General features: G+C 52.0%; 15 protein-coding genes. 1 reads left to right on the top strand and 14 read right to left on the bottom strand.

Features of this window, described 5'->3' with window-relative positions; all coding sequences use genetic code 11:
* Window positions 1-40: 40 nt before the first annotated feature.
* From GT019_RS17200 to GT019_RS17140, 13 genes are all read right to left on the bottom strand, one after another.
* Complete coding sequence (locus GT019_RS17200; protein WP_161744421.1) at window positions 41-952, bottom strand: helix-turn-helix domain-containing protein; 912 nt, start codon at window positions 950-952, stop codon at window positions 41-43.
* A gap of 430 nt (window positions 953-1,382) precedes the next feature.
* A complete protein-coding gene (locus GT019_RS17195; RefSeq protein ID WP_161744420.1) occupies window positions 1,383-1,628 on the bottom strand; it encodes a hypothetical protein in 246 nt (81 codons plus the stop codon).
* A 981-nt stretch (window positions 1,629-2,609) separates the two neighbouring features.
* Window positions 2,610-3,566 carry a C-terminal binding protein gene (locus GT019_RS17190; RefSeq protein WP_161744419.1) on the bottom strand — a complete coding sequence of 319 codons (957 nt, stop codon included), beginning with the start codon at window positions 3,564-3,566 and terminating at the stop codon, window positions 2,610-2,612.
* 70 nt (window positions 3,567-3,636) lie between these two features.
* A complete protein-coding gene (locus tag GT019_RS17185) occupies window positions 3,637-4,281 on the bottom strand; it encodes a cyclase family protein (protein WP_161744418.1) in 645 nt (214 codons plus the stop codon).
* A 34-nt stretch (window positions 4,282-4,315) separates the two neighbouring features.
* Entirely contained in the window at window positions 4,316-5,317 is a 1,002-nt protein-coding gene (locus tag GT019_RS17180) for a zinc-dependent alcohol dehydrogenase (RefSeq protein WP_161744417.1), read from the bottom strand.
* A gap of 13 nt (window positions 5,318-5,330) precedes the next feature.
* Window positions 5,331-6,095 (bottom strand): SDR family NAD(P)-dependent oxidoreductase, encoded by a 765-nt coding sequence (locus tag GT019_RS17175; protein WP_161744416.1) that lies wholly within the window; start codon window positions 6,093-6,095, stop codon window positions 5,331-5,333.
* Between the two features lie 151 nt (window positions 6,096-6,246).
* Window positions 6,247-7,356, bottom strand: a complete 1,110-nt coding sequence (locus tag GT019_RS17170) for a GntR family transcriptional regulator (protein WP_161744415.1) — start codon at window positions 7,354-7,356, stop codon at window positions 6,247-6,249.
* Window positions 7,357-7,531: 175 nt separating this feature from the next.
* On the bottom strand, window positions 7,532-8,101 hold the full coding sequence (locus GT019_RS17165) for an SF0329 family protein (protein WP_161744414.1): 570 nt from the start codon (window positions 8,099-8,101) through the stop codon (window positions 7,532-7,534).
* A gap of 232 nt (window positions 8,102-8,333) precedes the next feature.
* Window positions 8,334-12,500, bottom strand: a complete 4,167-nt coding sequence (locus GT019_RS17160; RefSeq protein ID WP_161744413.1) for an NACHT domain-containing protein — start codon at window positions 12,498-12,500, stop codon at window positions 8,334-8,336.
* A 363-nt stretch (window positions 12,501-12,863) separates the two neighbouring features.
* Entirely contained in the window at window positions 12,864-14,540 is a 1,677-nt protein-coding gene (rlmD, locus tag GT019_RS17155; protein WP_161744412.1) for a 23S rRNA (uracil(1939)-C(5))-methyltransferase RlmD, read from the bottom strand.
* Between the two features lie 45 nt (window positions 14,541-14,585).
* On the bottom strand, window positions 14,586-15,527 hold the full coding sequence (locus tag GT019_RS17150) for a diacylglycerol kinase (RefSeq protein WP_161744496.1): 942 nt from the start codon (window positions 15,525-15,527) through the stop codon (window positions 14,586-14,588).
* Between the two features lie 243 nt (window positions 15,528-15,770).
* Window positions 15,771-16,601, bottom strand: coding sequence for a sirohydrochlorin chelatase (locus tag GT019_RS17145; RefSeq protein WP_161744411.1), 831 nt, complete (start codon window positions 16,599-16,601; stop codon window positions 15,771-15,773).
* A 2-nt stretch (window positions 16,602-16,603) separates the two neighbouring features.
* Window positions 16,604-16,894, bottom strand: coding sequence for a YerC/YecD family TrpR-related protein (locus GT019_RS17140; RefSeq protein WP_161744410.1), 291 nt, complete (start codon window positions 16,892-16,894; stop codon window positions 16,604-16,606).
* Window positions 16,895-17,129: 235 nt separating this feature from the next.
* On the opposite strand from GT019_RS17140, the gene GT019_RS17135 reads away from it, so the two are divergent.
* Window positions 17,130-17,771: a hypothetical protein gene (locus GT019_RS17135; protein WP_161744409.1), complete on the top strand. Its 642-nt coding sequence runs from the start codon at window positions 17,130-17,132 to the stop codon at window positions 17,769-17,771.
* Window positions 17,772-18,167: 396 nt separating this feature from the next.
* Here GT019_RS17135 and GT019_RS17130 read toward each other — a convergent pair whose 3' ends face one another.
* Window positions 18,168-20,408: a S41 family peptidase gene (locus tag GT019_RS17130; protein WP_161744408.1), complete on the bottom strand. Its 2,241-nt coding sequence runs from the start codon at window positions 20,406-20,408 to the stop codon at window positions 18,168-18,170.
* Window positions 20,409-20,596: the final 188 nt, after the last annotated feature.

Below are 20,596 nucleotides of genomic sequence, written 5' to 3'. Positions count from 1 at the left end.
AAACTAAATTATATTAATTTGAACACTTTAGTGCTCTCTCTTACCGCAACAATAGTAATTCATTTTCAAGTCCACGATGGGTCGTAAATAGAGATTCCGCATTTTGCATAACAATTCGAAAATAGCCTCGGATTTCATCACACTCTTCTTGAGTGTAGTCGCCATGATCCCGATAAATGAGTCCGTAATAATATTCCTCAGATCGCTCGCGTAACTTTTGTTGCAAAATGGCAAGTGTGGCATCAAATACTCTGGTTGCAAAGGCGTAACCAAAATCACTATAATAAGAATCCATTACGATTCTAAATTGCTGAACTGCATCTTTAGAAATGAAGCCCATGAAAAATTTATGTCTTTCCAGTTGCTTACGTACCCATAAGATCGCACCTTCAGAATGAATTTCCCCCATACCCGTCCAATGTTTATGAACGTTATTTATACGCACGCTGTTGCCGCTGAAGTCTATATCCAGATACTTTTTAGCCTTCTCAATAACCACAATAGCTTCTTTCTGATTACGTACCAAAAATAATCCCGATTCATCATATAATTCATTTAGATGCATATGACATTCAGCTTTGCAAGTATTTATCAACACACTTCCAACGATATGCAAAACATAATTGCGTACATTCGGTTTTTCATTTAAAAACTCATTACAAGTGAAAAAAGCATAGTGTTTAGCATACAAATGATTGTCTCTATTCTCATCGACATATTTATGGAAGAATAATACGCCGTTTAGACGTGAAGCCAGCTTGTCCTCGATTAATCGTGTAATCAATGAACGAATACGACTCAAAGAAGTACCGAGGCGAACAGACAGTTCCTTTTCAGTGAGTGGTACCTCACCTCCAAAGGCGCTTACAGTTGCTAAAAGCAACTTAAATTTAATATATAGTCGCGTATTACTATATAGGGACCGCGCATCAAGAAGGTTTGGATGTATCATTAGACATACTCCTTTATTTTATATATTGACGAACAAAGCTTTCACATAAGGGGCTGGCCAGATCAGATCAACGCCCTTAGCCAAGATTGCTACATGGTGAAAAATTATGACAAGACTTCGTGCAATGTATTCTCTTCAGTGAATATTGCAAAAAATAATTTACATAAAAAAAGAAAAACCTGTTATGCCTTATGGCTACAGGTTGAATAAGTATCCGATATGAATTCTTTATTAAAGTCATTATGAAATCCCCTTTAAATCTTCCACAAACTTTAGAGTTATTTTCAAATCGAAGTAACCCGAATAAGTGCTTATTGCTTTAATTTTATACGAACGATCTTCATTCTGCAATAATTTAAGCTTAGTATGAAAATCTCAATGACTTACCTATTTCCTATTCCTTCTGATTGAAGCGTTTCAAAATCATTTCTTACACCTTTATTTTTTGACTTCGTTGATCAGTTTTGATCAGTTTCAATCGAGCAATTAATGAACGTCGAATCCAACCACTTATTTTCACGAGTTTCTCCTCTTCCCAATATTCATCTTCGAAACGGAGAACGGGAAATAGTCCGTATGTCCAATCCCATCCTCCAAATACGACGGTCTCAAACTCCCCAGTGATGTAAACAACTTCGATTTTTTGACCAACTTGCAAATCCTTTGGGATCTTCACGTGCATCTACTCCTTTTCTTTTTGGAAATAAAAAAACACCTAAAAGAAACGGCCATTGCCGTTTACTTTCAGGTGCTTCCTGAACTTCAGTTGAGTTTTCTTTACAAGATTATCAAACCAGTTATTTATTAGTCACATACTGGTTAGTGACAGAACCAAACGTTCCAGGCATTTATGAGTCGCATACTGGTAAGCGACAAACGTAATCTTGTATCTGAATTGTATAGTAACTTCTTAAACAAATCAACTTCATAATCTATCATACACTTCGTTAAAGAAAATGGTAAGCAACGACGAACTTTATTTTGTGTCTGAACTATATAATAGCTTTGTTGTCCCCAATTTCCCTAAATACTTCGAAACGAAAAATCATTTTTCGTTCCTACTATGTCCATATTAAATAAAGTTCTGCTATTTTATCCCCCTTAAACCCGCATTCCACCGTCACCTGATTAAATAAAGTCCTGCTAAAAATCCGTGATTTCCCGTCTCTCCCCTCACCTCTTTTTGTCACAACTTTATTTGCGTTTGAATAATGTCTTGATAAAAAAATTGGGGAATGGCTTATGGGATAAGGGTTTTCCCCTTTCTCCTCTTAGACTTCCCCCATGTTTATCACGAGTTTATTTAATTCCTGTCAGGACTTTATTCAATATGGCAAGACTTTATTTATTGTTTACACCCTTATAAATCAAGGAACAAACGCTCTCTACATGCACCGTATGCGGAAACATATTAAATTCACCTCGGTTAAATCCCCTGTGGTCTACAAGCTCAGCTGATTATCCGCCTGCTTCAATACTGGTTTTGGACAAAATAAAAGCCGCTTAGAACAAGATCGCAGCAACTTCAATTCTATTCCGCCTATCAATTAAGACTGTCCGATTTCCACATCCTGAACATCCAAAGTACCGTTCTTACTTTCTATAGCAAAAAGCCGTTCCCGCACCGTCGACCGTTATCCCCCTCCTCCAAACATCCCTACCCACCATTCACAACATTCGGAATCTCCCGCCCCTCCAGAAACGCAACAATCCGCTCCGAAGTCAAATTCCGCAGTCGCGCCTCGGATTGCTCGGAATACCAGGCGATATGGTTGGTCACGATGGCTTGGGGATGGTGCAGCAGCGGATGGTCGTACGCCGGCGGCTCGACCGTCAGTACGTCCAAGCCGGCGAAGGAAATCGCCCCCGCGTTCAACGCGTCCACCAGATCGCCTTCATGAACGAGCGGTCCGCGCGAGACGTTGATCAGCACCGGCTGCTTCTTCATCTGCGCGATCCGCGCTTTATTGATCAGGTGCTTCGTTTCTTCCGTATACGGACAGTGCAGCGAGATCAGATCGGATTGCGCCAGCAAGTCATCCAAGCTCACCAGCTCCACCCCCTCCGGTACGCCGTCTGGACGCAAGTAAGGATCGCTCACGATCATCCGGCAGCCGAAGCCCTTCAGGCGGGCGATCACCTGAGCCCCGATGCGGCCCATGCCGATCAAGCCCACGGTCAATGCCGACAAGGCATAGATCGGCTTGAGCTCGGGCATGCGCGTCCATTGCCCCTCGCGGGCAAGGCTGGAGGCCGCGAACAGCTTGCGATGCGCCGCCAGCATAAGACTGACGGCATGCACGGCCACTTCCTCCAGGCAATAATCCGGTACGTTCATGACCGTGATCCAGCGCGCCGTCGCGGCTTGCAGCGGAATGCTGTCCAAGCCGATGCCCTCTCGGGCAATCAGCTTCAGGCTCGGCATTGCATCCAACAACGCCTCCGGCACCTGCTGGAGCTGCACGACCAGCACCTCCGCATCGCGTACGGTGCCCGGCAAGTCCTCGGTTGCGACACCGTCGTAGACCTCCACCTGACAACCGGCGTTGCGCAATATCGTTTCTTCAATCGTATAATCCAGCGTCGTGAAATTAACCAAGGCTATTCGCTTCATCTTCGTCATCCTCTCGCTTTCCGGCCATTTATGATCCTGACGTCGCGTTCCGCTCATGTATGCATACGCCTTACAGCCCCAGCATCGCATAGGCTCGGATTGGTGCCCCGTCTCTCCCTCTGATCTTCAACGGGGCGGCGGAGAAATAAAATTCGCTCTCCCCGATGTCGCCCAGATTGGCCAAGCCTTCGACGACGACGATCTCGGCGCCGAGCAGAATCTTGTGCACGGGGTCGTAATCCGTCGGATTCGGCGTGGGGACGTCCATGCCGATCAATCCGATCCGCCGCTCGGCGAGCCACTCCGCCAGCTCGATCGTCATATAGGGGAAATCCGAGAAGTAGCGCCGATCCGGAAGCTGCTTGAACCAATCCGTGCGATAGATCACCTTCGCGCCTGCCATGATTCGATCGGCGTACGGCTCAAAATCCCGGATCCCGATCGGCTCCTTCGGCTGCTTGTAAGTCAGATCGACCAGGATCGCCGGGCCGATGCATTGGTGCAGATCCAATTGATCCACCGTCTTGCCATCGTCCAGGAAATGATACGGCGCATCGAGATGCGTGCCTTGATGGGTGCTCATGGAAAGCTGCGTCATGTTATAGCCGATGCTCTCGGTCGTATTATGCACGATCACGGCGCATTTGGGATCCCACGCGAAGTTAGGCGCCCCATGGTAGATCTCCAGCGACAAATCGACGATTCTGAACGTCATCCCCGTCTCTCCCTCCGTTATAGCCGCTCGCCATTCACGGCTTCAAAAAGATCTTGCTGAAGCTTCCCTTCCCCTCGACTAGCTCTTGAAAGGCTGCCGGCCCCTCCGCCAAATCGCGTGTCTGCGTCCAATGCCGGATATCGATCTTCCCCTGCCGCAACAGCGCGACCGCCTGCTGGAAGTCCTCGTGGGAATACGTGTATGAGCCGATCAGCGAAATCTCTTGTCGTACCACATGATTGACCGGCAGGTCCGATCGGCCATGGCCTAATCCCACCAGGATGACCTTGCCGCCCGCATCGACCGCATGCATCGCTTGCTCTCTCGCGGCCTGTACGCCGACGCAATCGATGACCGAGGGGATGCCTAGCGGGAAGATCTCCTCCCGTCGCGCATCGAGGTCTCTCGGCGAGAGGCCCACGGCCCCTAATCGCTCCGCGTGCGCGAGCCGGTCCGGCTGGAGATCCAGCACGACGATCGAGCCCGCTCCCATCTCCTTCGCGGCCAGCAGACATAACAGCCCGATCGGTCCCGCTCCGAGGATGAGCAGATCGTCCAGCGGCCGAAGTCCGAGCTTGACCGCATGGATCGCCACGGCCAATGGCTCGGCGAGCGAGGCCAATGACGCGTCCATCTCCTTCGGGACGGAGATCGCATTCTCGTAAGGGACGGCCACGAATTCCGCGAATGCGCCGGGCCGGTGAATCCCGATGAGCTGGCGATTGCGGCAAATGTTGATTTTCCCCGCCAGGCAGCTCGGGCAGGTTCGGCAAGCAATCAGCGGATTCACGACGACTTTGTCGCCTAGCGACAGCCCGCGAACCTCGTCTCCCATGGCAGCGATCGTGCCGCAAAATTCATGCCCCATGACGAGCGGCGGTACGCGTATGCTGCTATGGCCCAAGTAACCCTCCAATTCGCTGCCGCAAATCCCCACGCGCTCGACTTGAACGAGCACCTCGTCCGGCTTCAGGCTCGGAACGTCTGCTTCTTCGAGGGCCAACTTCCCGGGACCCCAGTAGACCAATGCCTGCATGTCTCATCAGCTCCTATTTCGCAAGATAACCGCCGTCAACCATGACATCTTCGCCGGTCATGAACGAAGCGTCTTCCGATACCATGAACGCCACGACGCCGGATACTTCCTCCGCCGTTCCCTGCCGCCCCAGAATATGCTGCAGCGAGATTCGCGCGTTCTCTGCTTCCGGATCGATGCCCAGCTGGATGCAGCTGTCGTCGAACGCCTGCGTCCGGATATAGCCGGGACAGACGCTATTGACGCGAATCCGGAATGCGCCGAGATCGATCGCCCAGCATTTCGTTAGACCGCGAATCGCGAACTTGGTCGCATTATACGTCGCAAAGCTCGGCTGTCCAATGAAACCGCTTACAGAAGACAGATTAACAATGGCGCCTTTGCCGGCTTTCTTCATCAGCGGCACGCAGTTACGGGTAACGAGCGAGGTGCCGATAATATTCACGTCCAGGATGGACTTCCATTCCTGCGACGTCGCCTCCACGCCCTTGAAGATGAATCGCGCGGCGTTATTGACGAGAATATCCACGATGCTGGACGATTCGGCTACGCGGAGGAAGGCTTCTTCGATGTTCGTTTCCTGGCTGATATCCACGTTCTCATAGTACACGGGATGACCGGTCGCCCGATGGATGTGTGCTGCCGTCTCGGCGCCATCCGGATTAAGATCGAAAATCCATACCGCGCAGCCTTCCTCGCTTAAGCGCCGGGCAATCGCTTCTCCCAGCCCCCGTGCCCCGCCCGTAACGACAGCTACTTTTCCCGTTAGTCCTCGCACAGTGTCGATCTCCTTTCCTAAGCATTTATAGTTCGAGTATAGATGCAAGCATTGGATAGGTCAATAAGTCCAATTATGAAATTATATATCCAATTAACAACAAAAACGCGGACGCCTGAGTAGGCATCCGCGCTCGGTGATCCGGTTGACATCAAGTAAATGCAATCAGCCGAGGCTCTACGCGTCTCAGCTGCGTGTCGGCGTTGTTCTCGATCGCGTTCATCATAAGCTGTGCGGCAATCATGCCGATCTCGGCCGGCGACTGATCCACGTAGGCGGCAGGCATGACGCACGCCGGTACGTAGCTCGGTTCGTCGCAGCTGACGATCATGAGATCTCGCCGTCCGAGCTGCCAGCAGGCCCGCCCGATGAATTGGGCAATATGGGCATCCGCGGCCGCGATCGCTTCCAATTCCGCATGTTCGCGAATGAAATCCAAGATTTCCTCCGGCACGTCGTGCGGGCCGATCTGGTTCGAGCCCTGAACGACCTCCGGCGAGATGGTCATATTCAGATGAGCGGGCATCGGAGGAACTCCGTGCTCCAGCAGCGCCGATTGGAAGCCGAACAGCCTTTCCCGCACGCCGGCGGTATACTGCGATGGATAACTCATATAGCCGATTCGCCGCTTGTTGCGGCCGACCAGGAATTGCCCCATCAGATAGCCGGCTTTTTCCGTATCGCAATGCACGCCGTTTACTTTGAAATCCCGAAAATATTTCTCGACGAATACGAGCGGGAATTTCTCCAATACGAGCCTTAACATGTCGTCTTGAAAATACTCGCCGCGGCTCGCGACGACCATCAAGCCCTCGACCGGGATAGCCAGCAAGTGTTTGATGGCTGCGGTCTCCGCTTCATCGGCGCCGGCGATTCGTCGGAAGACCAGGTGATAGCCGTGTCGGCTGAGTTCAAATTCGATGCCGGATATTAAGGCGAATTGGTACTTAAACTCCATCCAAGGCATGATCAAGCCGATCTGTTTGGCCGATCGGGGCAGCATCGCGTTCTCCTCCGCGGCCGGGGGCGACCACGAGATCTGCTTGTCCGTCACGAACGTTCCTTTGCCGCGATGCCGGTACAGGTAGCCTTCCGCGACCAAGCCGACAACGGCATTCTTGGCCGTGATTCGGCTTACGTTGAATTGCTCCGCCAGTATTCTTTCGGCCGGCAGTCGATCATGGGGCTTCCAAACCCCCGTCTGGATCTGATTGCGGATATAGCGCTGAATTTGGTTGTATAAGGGGACCTTCGGGTTCATGTGGACATCTCTCTCCCAGCCTGACGAGTAGCTCCAGAAAGGCGAACAATTGGATATAGAGAGAGTATAGGCTATAGGTCTTTTATATTCAATAGCCTCAAATGCCAGCGGGTAAACCCCGGAGCGGTATCAAGTGGACCGGCTTCTCGTCCAGCTAAGCAGCGTCGATGCATGCTCAGATCGTTCTCAGTCGCATTTCATAAAAGTACCGCACCGCCGGATGCTTTGCCTTCATCTTCTCGGCCATGTTTAACAGGCGCTTTTTCCCGACCCGTCTGTCGACCAAAGCTAGAATATTCAACACGATATCCTGGCTCTCTAAGCTCTCTTCGATAGAAGTGGACAAGAATTTCGTAGCCACAACGATAAAATTCGATTTGCTTAAGGATGACTGTGCCGAGAAAATCTCCTTTGCAAGGACTGATTTTTTTCTGCTGCCGGCCATCGCTTGCAGTCGATCTTCCGGGGCGTTCCCCTTGGTCTCTTGCCGGACGGCTTCGATCTCTTCCTCGCTGACCGGAACTCGGATGTCGGGATCGTTCTTAACCTCCAGCTCCGTCTGATACCAGCGGATTCCGCTCGTCGTATCGCTCATATTGAGCACGTTCTTCTTACCGACCGCGATGTAGCAAATCCCTGCTTTATCGAGTACATACCGGTAGCTGGTCGCACGGTACTCGACCCTTCCGTTTAGCCCAGGGCTAAGAAAACTTTCCAGGCTTTGTTTCAATTTACTCCAGGCCATATAATTCTCCTTGTTCAGTATAAATAACTACATATCGATTGCAACTCATCGATGTTCGAACTTCCATCGCTGAGGGGAGAGTTAAACATAATGCTTGCTGAGCGTGATTAACCATTCAACACCTTACCCTGACTGTGTGGCGTAATTTAGGATGTTTCTCTCGATATATCGCTTACTGCGCATTCCACATGTGTTAGGTAAGCAGGTTCTACACATCAGCCGCCACAAAATCTTAAAAAATTAGATTCATAACAAATGATTCAACATTCACCCCTCTCTTTGATAAACTTTTAGCCTGATCTTTTAATGTATCCTTGGTAGCGTTTAGACCACATGATGGAATTGAAGATTTACGATTATCAGTTGCATTCCATTTAGAGCTCTCAAACCAACCAATTAAATATAGACCATACTTACATTTGCCCTCCTTTAAGTATCTGTTGACTAATTGAGTTTCCATCGCTTGAAATAGCTCCCGATGCCAATTTCCTTTAACTTCGATAATAACCGTAATGACTTCAAAAGCTTCCTTTGATATCCCTGGTAACAATGCATTCACATGAATATCTGTACGTTCCCCAGGTAAGGATCCAACACTTCTCCGTATTTCCACCTCTCGGTTAACTACGATTCCCCTCCCTAGTAAATCCTCTTCCAAATGTTGCTTTACATAATCGGAAAATTCGTTTTCGGATCTTGGTCGATATTCCCTCTGACCGACTTCATTCCAGAGCCATACTACTGCCGGTGTAATTCCATGTAGTTTCTGCTCCAGTCTGTTAAGTGATTCAATTAACACTTCCAGTAACTGATTTTCGCTTTGCACTAGTCTTCGTTGCCTACTTCCCACTAACTGAATGATTTCAACAGGGCTTGAAGGAGACCAAGTATTACGGCGTGTGACATCTTGTGCTTCAATTAGTGTCCACTTTAACCACGAAAGTTCAGGCAGTTCAGTGACAATCCTTGCAATCTCATTGCAAGATTCTAATGTCCCTTTATTTGACAAGTAGCGTAAAATACCGTCTCTGAAATCAGCTATCTCTTCACGAGGCTCTACCAAATGTGCCATTTCGTCATTATCATGATTCGGATCTTCTTTATGCGGAAATCTTTTTACCAACCAGATATAAAAATCAGCAAGCGCCGTCTCTGATAAAGCTTGAAGTAATTTGTTTCCTTCAAATCTACTTGTAAAAGAAAGAAAAGTGTCTTGAATAAAATCAGGGTAAGACTCTTTAAGAGACCATACAATATCCCAACCGACGTGCCGAGAGTTGTTCAATAACACAGCAGCGGCAATAGTAGCTAACTTACGAGATTCTTCAGCAACTAATAATTCGGGAATAATTAAAGACAAAGCAAACTCCTCTGCTCCATCTATCTGATATCGTAGCAAATCATTAAGTAAGCACTTTATAGACTCAGGCATTAAACTCTTAGTCTTTAATTTATTTAATACTGCTTCGCCTAATCGAGCATCCCAACATTCTTTCACTGATCTAATAATAAACACATTAGAATGTTGTTGATTCTCTTTATCTATAAGTTGCATCACATCTGAAATCACCCTATCAGGAGCATTCAAATATGCTAACTTAACTAAGTGATCATGTATTTCTCTTTCGTCATGTTCTGACGTTACCCACTGCGTTAAGATAACTGGAGACCAGTTTTCCCAATGGAATGGCGATAAAGAAAGTAAAAATTCATAATCTCGCTCGTACACCAATCTTAGAGCCCTATATCCTGACATAGCTGATTTATGCCAAGTATTTGTTCCAAACCAACTAGAAGCTGCTGTGATCTTCTCAAGTACATATTTCTTCGCAGCGGATAAAATTCGTCCTTCAGCTCGTATATCAACTTTTCTCCAACCAGGTAATGCTGTTATATCTGACTCATACTCTTCTACCTGTCCATTTTCTTCTTCAATTCCCAAGTCCCAATTCAATCTCCACCAAGCATCTAGATCACCGGCTTCGAATTCATCTAATCTCAAACCTATTCTTTCATCTATAGATGGATAAATACGTACACGTTCTTCCTTCATCTCCCGCCATTTTGTTCTCCGTATATGACTTTCTTTTAACTCAGTGGCTTGTTCAGAATCTAATGGAATACTCTGAAAAAAAACTTGGCATTTCTCAGCTAACATTTTATTATTCTGAATAGCATTATAAAGTAACTCTACTTGCTCGGAATTAGACGGGTTAAACGATCTTTCTATCAGAATAATCCATTTTTTTTGAAGTTCAGGGGAGCTATTTTCATACAATTGTTCAACCATCCATGGGAAATCTTCTGACAATATGAGCCAAGAAAAGGCTGAAGAAAGAATGACTTCCTGATCAGATTCTGTGTTCAACAATGAAAATAAGATTTTTCTACGAATAACCTGATTTTGTAATAAGTCTTTAATATAATTTAAATTATCGAAATGCAATAATCTTGCATGTATAACATTAGTAAAAGCTATTAGAACTTCATGTACTTCCAAATACTGACCCGCTTTGTTTAAGATCCCCTGCACTAAATCTTCAATTTGAGAATCAAATTGCTCATTAACAGCATGCTTTAGAACCCATATTAATGCAGAGGATAGATCCGAAACTTGAAGCTTATCAAGAATTTCATAGTTCAAAAACATTCTGTATTGCCCAGTAAAGTTTCTACGTTTAGGAACAGTGAGTAGAGAAAATATTTCTTCACCTGACATATACTGAGGCCACAGCGCTTGGAGTGCTGCACCCTTCAACTCATCGTCAGCATCCTTTCCTGCCTCAGATTTAGCCAATGGAAGGAGCTTCCTTCTATTCGCTTCATTTGCTAACTCACATAACGTGTAACTTGCCTGGATTCGAATGTGATACTCCTCATCAGGATTTAGTGCAATTATAAGTAAATCGTCTTGTAATACACTAAGTTTACATGCTCTTGCAATTCGAATAGCAGCACGCCGTGCCACAGTACTTCGCTGTTGATCAACTATATATGGTTTAATCTGCTTTTCAAGAATTGGGTGATTCAATTTATAATAGTATTCATTAAAATTCCAGTCTCTAATTTTGTTTGCATTATACAGTTCTAAAAGACCATCTACCAAAGATTTTTTATCTTCAGGATCTACACTTGTAACATCACTTCGAAGCAGTACCTGTGGATCTCGGATTATGATTTGGCGAAACACTTCTACATTCATAGTTGCTATCCAGGCTGAAACCTCGTGTAGTTGCGGTATAAGCATTTGTTCTGAATCAAGCGGATGTTCAATTAAACTCATAACTTGAACAAGAGACAGTTCATTTTGAGTTACGTATAACGCCGCCAAAAACTCAGCATATGTTTGATGAGCCCACCCAAAGCGATTCAACCCTCTTGAAGAAAATAATCCGGTAGAAAGAGTCTCCTCAATTTCTGATTCAGGAATTATTAACGAATCATCTTTTTGATGCTCACCTGAAATATCACTAATGGTTATATCTTCCTCAGAAACATCACCATAATTAATATCACGCCATACAGCATATTTATTAGAGAACACCATCATGGCTGCAATTCGCGAAGCTACTTTTAGACGTTCCTTGGCTCTCATACTTCCTGTATTCTTAGATGCGACTCTGCTTTCATTCGTTTCTTCACAGAGAAGTTCACAGCCTTGCAGATATAACTCTTTTTGTGAAGATGGAAAGTTACCATGTCGTATGTAAAGATTAAAAAGAAACTTTAACGTAATCGGTTTAATTGCAAGAGGAATTACTTCTTTCTCTCGTATTTCATTCATGAACCTATCAGCATCTATACCCAGTTCAAATGCCGCATTATGAACATCAACTCTTCGCAATGGTGCCAGCTCCATGATCTGGATGTTATCTTTTCCCCATAATTCCGCTAACTCTCGCTCAAGTAAACTCGGCCAGTCAGCTGTTCTACAGGCGATTCTTAGAAAAATATTCTTTAGGTACTGGTTATTCTTATACTTCATAAATTCTTCTGCCAACAAAACCGCTACATAGTCTATCCGCAGTAAACATTCATCCAAACTGTCTAAAAAAAGATGTAGATTATGCTCCCCTCTTAGGCAAGCCTTAAACAAAGGATTTTCAAATATATTTCGAACTAAGCGGTCTTCTGTTCCATACGAACGAAGATCAATCTTTAGAGTAAGATTTTTTTCCGATCTCTCAATACTTTTTAAAGCTTCTGTTTTACCTATACCCGGCTCTCCTAACAAAATTAAGCATGGAACCTCCGATATTTTTTCAAAAGGAACAACACCTTCATTATAAATATGCCCATATTCAGAATCAGGGTTATATAGATAACCGCCATCAGATAAATTGATTGTACCTGTTCGTGGACACCAGAATCTTCTCCAGGAAAAAGTCTTATCGTTCAAGAGGAACACCTCCAATAATTAACATCTTTTTTCGTCTGAAAACGCCATTTCTCCTGCTTTTGATACGAAAACGATCGCGAATTGCCATTCCTGTTTACGAGCCATCAAAATGATCGCTTTCATATGTGTAGTGACACTACTCCCAGTTGCAGCTTTATCACCGCTACTTCCTCATTTAATTCGATTTTTTTCTTTCCCATGATGAGGTTCATCACCTTTATCTTAAACATTTTTTCGTTAGCTCAAGGAGACAATTACAACTGACTGAACATTACCACGAACAAGAATAAACTCACGTTATCTTACCGTGAGCTTTTTCTTGTTCGTTAAATATTATTTTGAAAAAAGGCTTTAGGCATCCCGTTATTTGTAAATTCGATACAACCACACCACGCATTCCACATGCACCGTATGGGGAAACATATCCACCGGCTGCACCTCCGCCGTCCGATACCCGCCATCCTCCAACACCCGCAGGTCCCGAGCCAGCGTGGACGGATTGCAAGACACGTACACTACCCGTTCCGGCCGCATAGCCAGAATCGTCTCCAACAGCGCTTCATCGCAGCCCTTACGCGGCGGATCCACCACGATTACGTCCGGCACGATGCCTTCCTGCCGCCACCGCGGAATCACCACTTCAGCCGCTCCGGCTTCGAACGAAGCATTCTCGATGCCGTTAAGCGCGGCATTGCGCTTCGCATCCTCGATCGCCTCCGGCACGATCTCCACGCCGTGAACATGCCCCGCTTGGCGCGCCAGGAACAGCGAGATCGTCCCAATACCGCAATAAGCATCGATAACCTGCTCGCGGCCGGTCAGCGCCGCATATTCCACCGCCTTGCGATACAATGCCACCGTCTGTACCGGGTTCACCTGATAGAACGAACGCGCCGAGATCGCGAAGCGAATCCCGTCCAGCTCGTCGTAGATCACCTCGCTGCCCCAGAGGACGCGGGTCTCGTCGCCGAAGATCACGTTCGTGTCGCGTTTGTTGACGTTCTGCACGATGCTCGTCACGCCCGGGATCGTCTCGCGGATACGTGCGATCCATTGATCCGCGTTCGGAATCCGCGAGCCGTTCGTGATCAGCACGATCATCGCTTCGCCGGTCACGAAGCCTACGCGCGCCATGACGTGGCGCAGCAAGCCTTGCCCGGTCTCTTCGTTATAAGCCGTGATGCCGAGCTCGCGGCCGATCCGCTTGACCCGCGCGACGATCTCGTCGTTGCTGTTGTGCTGGATCAGACATTCGTCCATGTCGATAATCCGGTGGCTGCCGCGGGCGTAGAAGCCGCCGATCAAATGCTCGCCGTTCAGATCCGGCGCGGGCAGGCCTTCCTTGCCATGGATCGCGCCGCTGACTGCCATGCCCATCGGCACGGAAGCCTTGTTCCGGTAATGCCACGGATCGTCCATGCCCATCGTCGGATGCACGATGACCGTCTGCTGCGCAGTCGGCCGTTCGTGACCGTCGCCGCGCTCACCACGGTCGCCCGTGAATGCGGCAGCCGCATCCTCGGGGGAGCCGCTGCCGGCCGCCGTTACAGCCACGCGCAGCTTGCCGATCCGCTCCAAGCTGTCCACCACATGCTGCCGCTTCCACTTCAGCTGCGCCGCATAGTCCATATGCTGCAGCTGGCAGCCGCCGCACTGCTTGTAGATCGGGCACGGCGCTTCGACGCGGTCCGCGCTTGGCGCGACGATCGCCTCTAGCTTGGCGTAGCCGTAGGTCTTCTTCACCTTCATGACGCGCGCGCGCACGGTCTCGCCGGGAAGCGCGCCTTGAACAAAAAGGGTAAAGCCGTCCGCGCGGCCTACCCCTTCGCCTTCATGCGTCAAGCCGATGATCTCGACGGTGACGTCGTCGTTTTTGCCCACCGGCGCTTGGCTGTTGCCGCCGCCGGCTTGCCCCGCACCCCCGCCACGGCCGGCAGCGGCGCCGCCGCTGCGACCGCCGCTGACGGCACCGCTATGCTTCGCGGGATTGCTTTTGCCCCCGGCATTGCTCTTGGCCTTGCCCCTAAACTTGTTGCTCATAATTCTATACCCGCTCCATCACCCGCATGCCTCGGCACCCGGATTTTATTTATAAGTCGAAATGCCCGATTCGTCGACGATAATGTGCAGATGCGACGGTAGGACCGTGAAGGTGCACGGCAGCGTGCCGCCGTACTCGCCGTCGAGGTTGAGCTGCACGTAATCCGGCGTCGTGACGGTGAGCTGCTTCGTCTGGAAGCTGACCACATGCGGATCGTTGAGATGCTCGCCGCGCAGCGCCAGGCTGGCCAGGCGAATGAATTCGCCGAGGTTGCACTTCTTCAGCACGACGACGTCGAACATGCCGTCGTTCAGGCTCGCGTCCGGCGCGAGCTTCTCGAAGCCGCCGACGGAGTTGCTGTTGCAGATGAGGAACATCATGATCTCCTCGTGGATCTCGCCGATCTCTTCAGCCTGGATGCGCAGCTCAGTCGGCCGCAGGCGGGTCATTTTCTCGAGCCCCTTCATATAATAGGCCAACTGCCCGATCATCGTCTTGAGCTTGCTCGGCACCTCGTACGTCAGCTCCGTCAGGGAGCCGCCGCCGGCGATGTTAATGAAGTACCGATTGTTCGCGCGCCCCAGGTCGATCGGCTTCGCGTACTGCTGGATGATGAGGTCGCACGCGTACTCCCAATGCTTCGGAATGCCGAGCGCCCGGGCAAAATCGTTCGTCGTGCCCAAGGGCAGGATCCCGAGGGGCGGACGAACGTCCTTCTCGGCCAGCCCGTTGATGACCTCGTAGAGCGTGCCGTCGCCGCCCGCCGCGATGATCATGTCGAAGCCGCGGTCCGCCGCTTCCGCCGCCGCTACCGTCGCATCCCCTTCGCTGACCGTCGCGTGACAGCTCGTCTCGATGCCGCCGCGCTCCAGCCGCTGCAAGATATCCGGCAACCGTTTCTTGATTTCCTCCCGACCCGACGTCGGGTTATAAATGAGCCTTGCCCGCTTAATCGTCACTAAGACTACCTCCGAACATCCGAACATCCAGGCGGCAGAAAAGACCGGCCCGCGCTGCGGGAACCGGTGCAGGCTTGCCTCCAAGGGATGGACGAAAGCCGGCTAAGCCGCCGATCCTCGCCTTGGTTCGGTCACCGTATGCGTTCCCTGTATGCGCGCTCGAACGGCCGCTCGTTCCCGAAGTCCGCCGCCCTCATCCGCCCATCTGCCTTGCTCTTGCTGCCCGATGAATCTATCTCTTGCACTAGTTCTTACTATACACCAATGCGGCTAACTTCCCAAACGCCCGCCGCCATCCGCATCCAGCGCTGACAGCCACTTCCTGATTTGCCGTTCCATCCAGCCCGCGATGCGCGGATTCGGGAGCAGGGCGCTGCCGTTGTACCGGTAATCCAGGCCCTCCAGCCGCTTCGGAATGACCGTGCGGGTAAAGTAGCCATCGCTCAGGAACAGCGGCACGACGATGAACGCCTCGCCCGGATGACGCCGCTGCAGCGCCCGCAGCTTGCATGACGCCTGATCCGGCAGCAGCATCGCGATGTCCGCGCCGGCGAAGCCGCCCATCGCGCGGAGCCGCCCGGCCAGCCGCGTCATGCCGTCGCGCCAGCGGCCGTGGAACGCCGCTTCGCGCGAGCCGTGCGCGACGAGCAGCAGCCGCTCGCGGGCGGGATCCGCCGTCAGCGGCGCGATATTGCCCAGCAGCAGCTCGGCGATGTCGCCGTCGTCGTCGATCGGCTGCCCGATATGCACGCGCACGCCTGCGGGGACGCGGAAAAGCGCAAGCTCGCCCGCTCGCGCTGCCGAGACGGGCGGCGCGCCGAACGCCTGCGCGATGTCGTCCGCATGCGTGCTTCCGGACGACACAAAAAGCGGAAGGACGTATAACTCGCCTACGCCTTCCGCTGCTAACCTATCGAGGCCGTCCTGGATCAGACGGCCCTCCACGATCTCAAGAAACGACGAGACGACCGGAATCCCGGCGCCCCCGTCCTCGCCCCGGAATATCCCGGATGCGGCGACGGCCGCCACGGCATCGTCGACAAGCTTGATCCAGCCCGCTTCGCGCGAGCCATGGCTGATCACCAGCACGCCCGGCTTCATGCCTAGCGTCCCGCGCGCTCCAGCGCCATTTTGTACCCGTCGTTGCCGTAGTTCAGGCACCGCTTCACGCGGGAGATCGTCGCCGTGCTGGCGCCGGTCTCCGCCTCGATCTGATTATACGTCGCGCCCTTGCCCAGCATGCGCGCGACTTCAAGCCGCTGCGAGAGCGATTGGATTTCGTTTACCGTGCAGAGATCATCAAAGAAAATATAGCATTCTTCGACCGTCTTGAGCGTGAGTACCGCCTCGAATAGTTGGTCGACCGTTTTATCGTTCAGCTTCTTGAGTTGCATTCGTCCGTTCACTCCTACCCTGACTAATATGCTCAGTGTAATGCTTTTGTCAGTAATATTCAAGCGTCACCGTTGCGGTGCTGTACAGACTCGCAGAGCCGCGGAAGGCGCCGCGCGGGCCATATGACCCCTTCTATTCACCCAAAAAATTTGCCCAAAGCGGGCAGGCGTCCAATCCGTATAGTCAATTATCCCATAGACTGCTATCAAAACGTTGAAAAAGGTTGTGATCTGCGTGAAATATCGCTACGATCCGTCCGTCAGAAGCTTCCAGCAGCCCCTCGGCGGCCAAGGTCAAGGCCCGCAAACTCCGGGAAGCAGCCCTTTTCCGGGCATTTCCGACCCGTTCCCGGGCTTGAATAAAAGCGTCGGCTTGAAGACGCCCGTTCCCTTCGATACGGACGAATTCTCGAACGGCGTGCCGTCCATCAACATCATGCCGGCCTCCAATCAGCAAATCATCCCGCTCCCGGAAGCGCCCGTGTCGAAGACGGACGCCGCGCCCGCTGCGGCCGACGGGAAAGAGACGAAGGGCGGCTTCAATCTCGGGAACAGCCTGAACGATCTCAAGGGCGTCGTCGACCGCATGGGCGGCCTCGACGGCATCGTCACGACGATGACCAAAGTCCAGAAGGTCGTCGGCAGCATTACCCAGATGGCGCCGCTCATCAAGGTGCTCGCCGGCTCCTTCGGGAAGAAGGGCGCTTCCGCGACGATCGCGGACGACGGCGACATCGACGAATACCGGCCGAAGGCGCGCAAGAAGAAACGCCGCCGCGCGACCGGCAAGAGCGCCAAGGGCGGCAGCAAGGGCGGCGGCGGCAAAGGCCCGACGCCGCTCGGCCCGAAGAACCGCCGGCCCCGGCCGCGCAAATAACCGGCGCGGCATTCGGCAGGCGGCTAAGCGATCGAGAGGCCGGCAGCCGCCGGGGCCGCCCGCCCCGGCCGTTCAAATCCGCAAATCGAGCAGTCCGGGCGCCAGCTATCGCTGATCGGGACTGCTCTTTGGTATGTATTCATTTCGCTCCGTGCGGCATCGAACGAGCTTTCGAACGTATTCAAGCGGCCCCGGCTACATGGGGAGCTCGCCGGAAGCCGTGAAGCGAACTGGGCAATTTCGCGGCCCGCAGTTCCCTCCGCATGACGACTCTCGTTCCGCCGCGGCTATGCCTGCCCTTCGAACAACCGCTCCCGTACTGCCTTGCAACCACCTCGGCCTCGCATGACCGTGCCAGTTCCGCCATGCCTCGACTTCATCCGCCGCGCAAGCGGACTACGTTCGTCCCCCCAGCACCGGCTTCATGAAGTCCGCCAGCGCATCGCCCCGAACGGCGATATCCGGCGTTATGCCCGTGCCCATGATGTTCCGCTCCCGCACGTTCCAGTAGAAATTCACCGCGAACACGGCGATCCCTTGCTCGTCGTCCATGAACGCCTGCTGCCCGACGCCCTTGCCCAAGGTCGTGCGGCCGACGATGGTCGCGTTCGGCAGATAGGTGCGAAGACCGAGCGCGAGCAGCTCGGAGGCGCTCGCCGTGCGCTCGTCGACCAGCACGTAGACATGCTTGAAATCGACGTGCGACGCATCGGATTCGTACGGCTCGGCCTGCCCGTCCTTGTACAGGACCGTGCTCATGACGACGTCCGGGAGCAGCCCGTCGAGCATGTTGTTGGCGCTGACCGCGAGACCGCCGGCGTTGCCGCGGAGGTCGATGACGAGCGTTTTGCCGGCCGGCTGCTCGACCGCGTCGAGCGCCGCGAGGAAACGATCGTCGGTATGCTCGCCGAACTCCGCGATCCGCATATACACGACGCTGCCTTCGTTCCGGACGTCCACGTCCCGTTCGTCCTCCGACGTCGCGGCGTCGTAGTCCTCGCCCCACACCGCGAACGTGAACGGATCGTCCGGCAGCCGCGCGCGATCGATGACGGCTCCGATCTCGGCCGGCGTGATCGACGGCTCGTCCAGCTTCGCGAGCCAGACGTCCTCGTCGTTCACCTGCGCGCCGTACATATAACTCGCCGCGAAGAACGCCTTCACCCGCTCCCCGAGCGGCTTCTTCCGCTCTTGCAGCTCGCGCTGCACGTAGAGCGCGTCGGCATTGTCTGTATCCAGCCGCAGCGTCTTCTCGCTGAAGTCCAAGGCCGAATCGTCCCTGCGCAGGGTCAGATTCAAGGCAGCCAGCTCGGCCAACGCCTCCGCATCGCCGGGATCCGCCTCGACCGCTTGTTCGAAATAAGCTTCGGCCTCCGCGTTCCGGCCCAGCTCTTCATTGCATTTGCCGCCGTAGAAGGCGATGTCCGACTTCGAAGCACGGACCGCTTCCGCATCCCTGACGTAATCGGCGCACCGGATGTTGCGCTTCGCCCGGTATAACGATCGGATTTTGCCGATTACCGCTTCTTCGTCCTGCGGATCCAGCTTGATCGCTTGCTCATAATACGGCACGGCGGCCATATAATCCGTAGCTTCCTCGTAGATTCGGCCCATCGTGCGGTGCAGCTCGGGATCGGCCGCATCCGCCCTCGCGGCATCCCGATAGAACCCGAGCGCCGCATCGACGTCGTCCCGATCGCTCTCGTTGTTCATCAGCGCGAGATAGATCGAGCTCTCGGCCGGATTGTCATTCAACAGCTGCAAGTAATAATCCCGCGCATCGTCGTATTGGCCATAATCGCCGTACAATCCGCCGAGCAGCTCCTGCGCCCGCGGATTGCCGGGGAACTTTGCGGCGACCATCCGGTCGAATGCTTGGATCGCCTCGTAATCGGCCGATGCTCTCATCGCTTCGTTCTTCAGCCGATAAGCCTCGTACTCGTCCGGATAGTCCTTCACGAGCGCGTCGCCGTACGCCGCGGCCTCGTCGTTCCCGCCCGCGTTCAGCAGCGCGAACATTTTCTTCTCCGCCGCCTCCATGTCGTCCGGCTCGTACGCCAGATAACGGTCAAGGTCCTTCAGCGCCTCGGCATACTCGCCGGCTTCGTAATGGATGACGCCTTTGCCGTAAAAGGCATACCGCGCGTCCGGATCCAGCGCGAGCGCCCGGTCGAAGCTCGCGAGCGCCTCCTCGCCGCGGTTCAGGCCATAGAGCGCGTTGCCTTCGTTGACGTACTCTTCGGCCGTGTTCGGCAGCAGCAGAAGCGCTTTGCGGATCGCCGCCAAGCCGTTCCGATAATCCCCCATCTCGTTATACGCCCAGCTCATATTGGATAACGGGACGTCCAGCACGGGATCGGACAGCGTGCGCTCTTCTTTCGCCTCTTCCAAGCTCGGATCATGATCATAAACGTCCTGTACCGCTATCTGAAGCGCCGTCAGCGCCTCTTCGTACTTGTTCTCGTTCATCAGCCTCACCGCGGTCTCGTTCTCTCCGGCGAGCTTCGTCTTCCACCGCATGTCGGCGCCTGTCCCGATGCCGTTCCCATTCGCGAATATCAGATAAGCGGCGGCCAACAGCCCGATTCCGGCCGATATCCAAAGCGGAAACCGTTTCATTTGCTTGTGCTCCAACACGTGATGTCCCTCATTCTATCCCGGTCTTGTCGAATAATAGGATGATTATACCAGATTGATAGGGACTAAGGAACTATATGCGGAGCGTGTCGACATTTACTTATTGTTAATTTCCAAAATGTGATGATTTTTTCAGGGAATTAGGCTATCATGTATTCTGTTCTTTGTTCATATTTTATTCACATCTC

The organism is Paenibacillus glycinis, assembly GCF_009909185.1.
GTDB lineage: Bacteria > Bacillota > Bacilli > Paenibacillales > Paenibacillaceae > Paenibacillus_Z > Paenibacillus_Z glycinis.
Note: the sequence above shows the minus strand (reverse complement) of the source record. Positions and strands in the feature narration are given on the sequence as shown.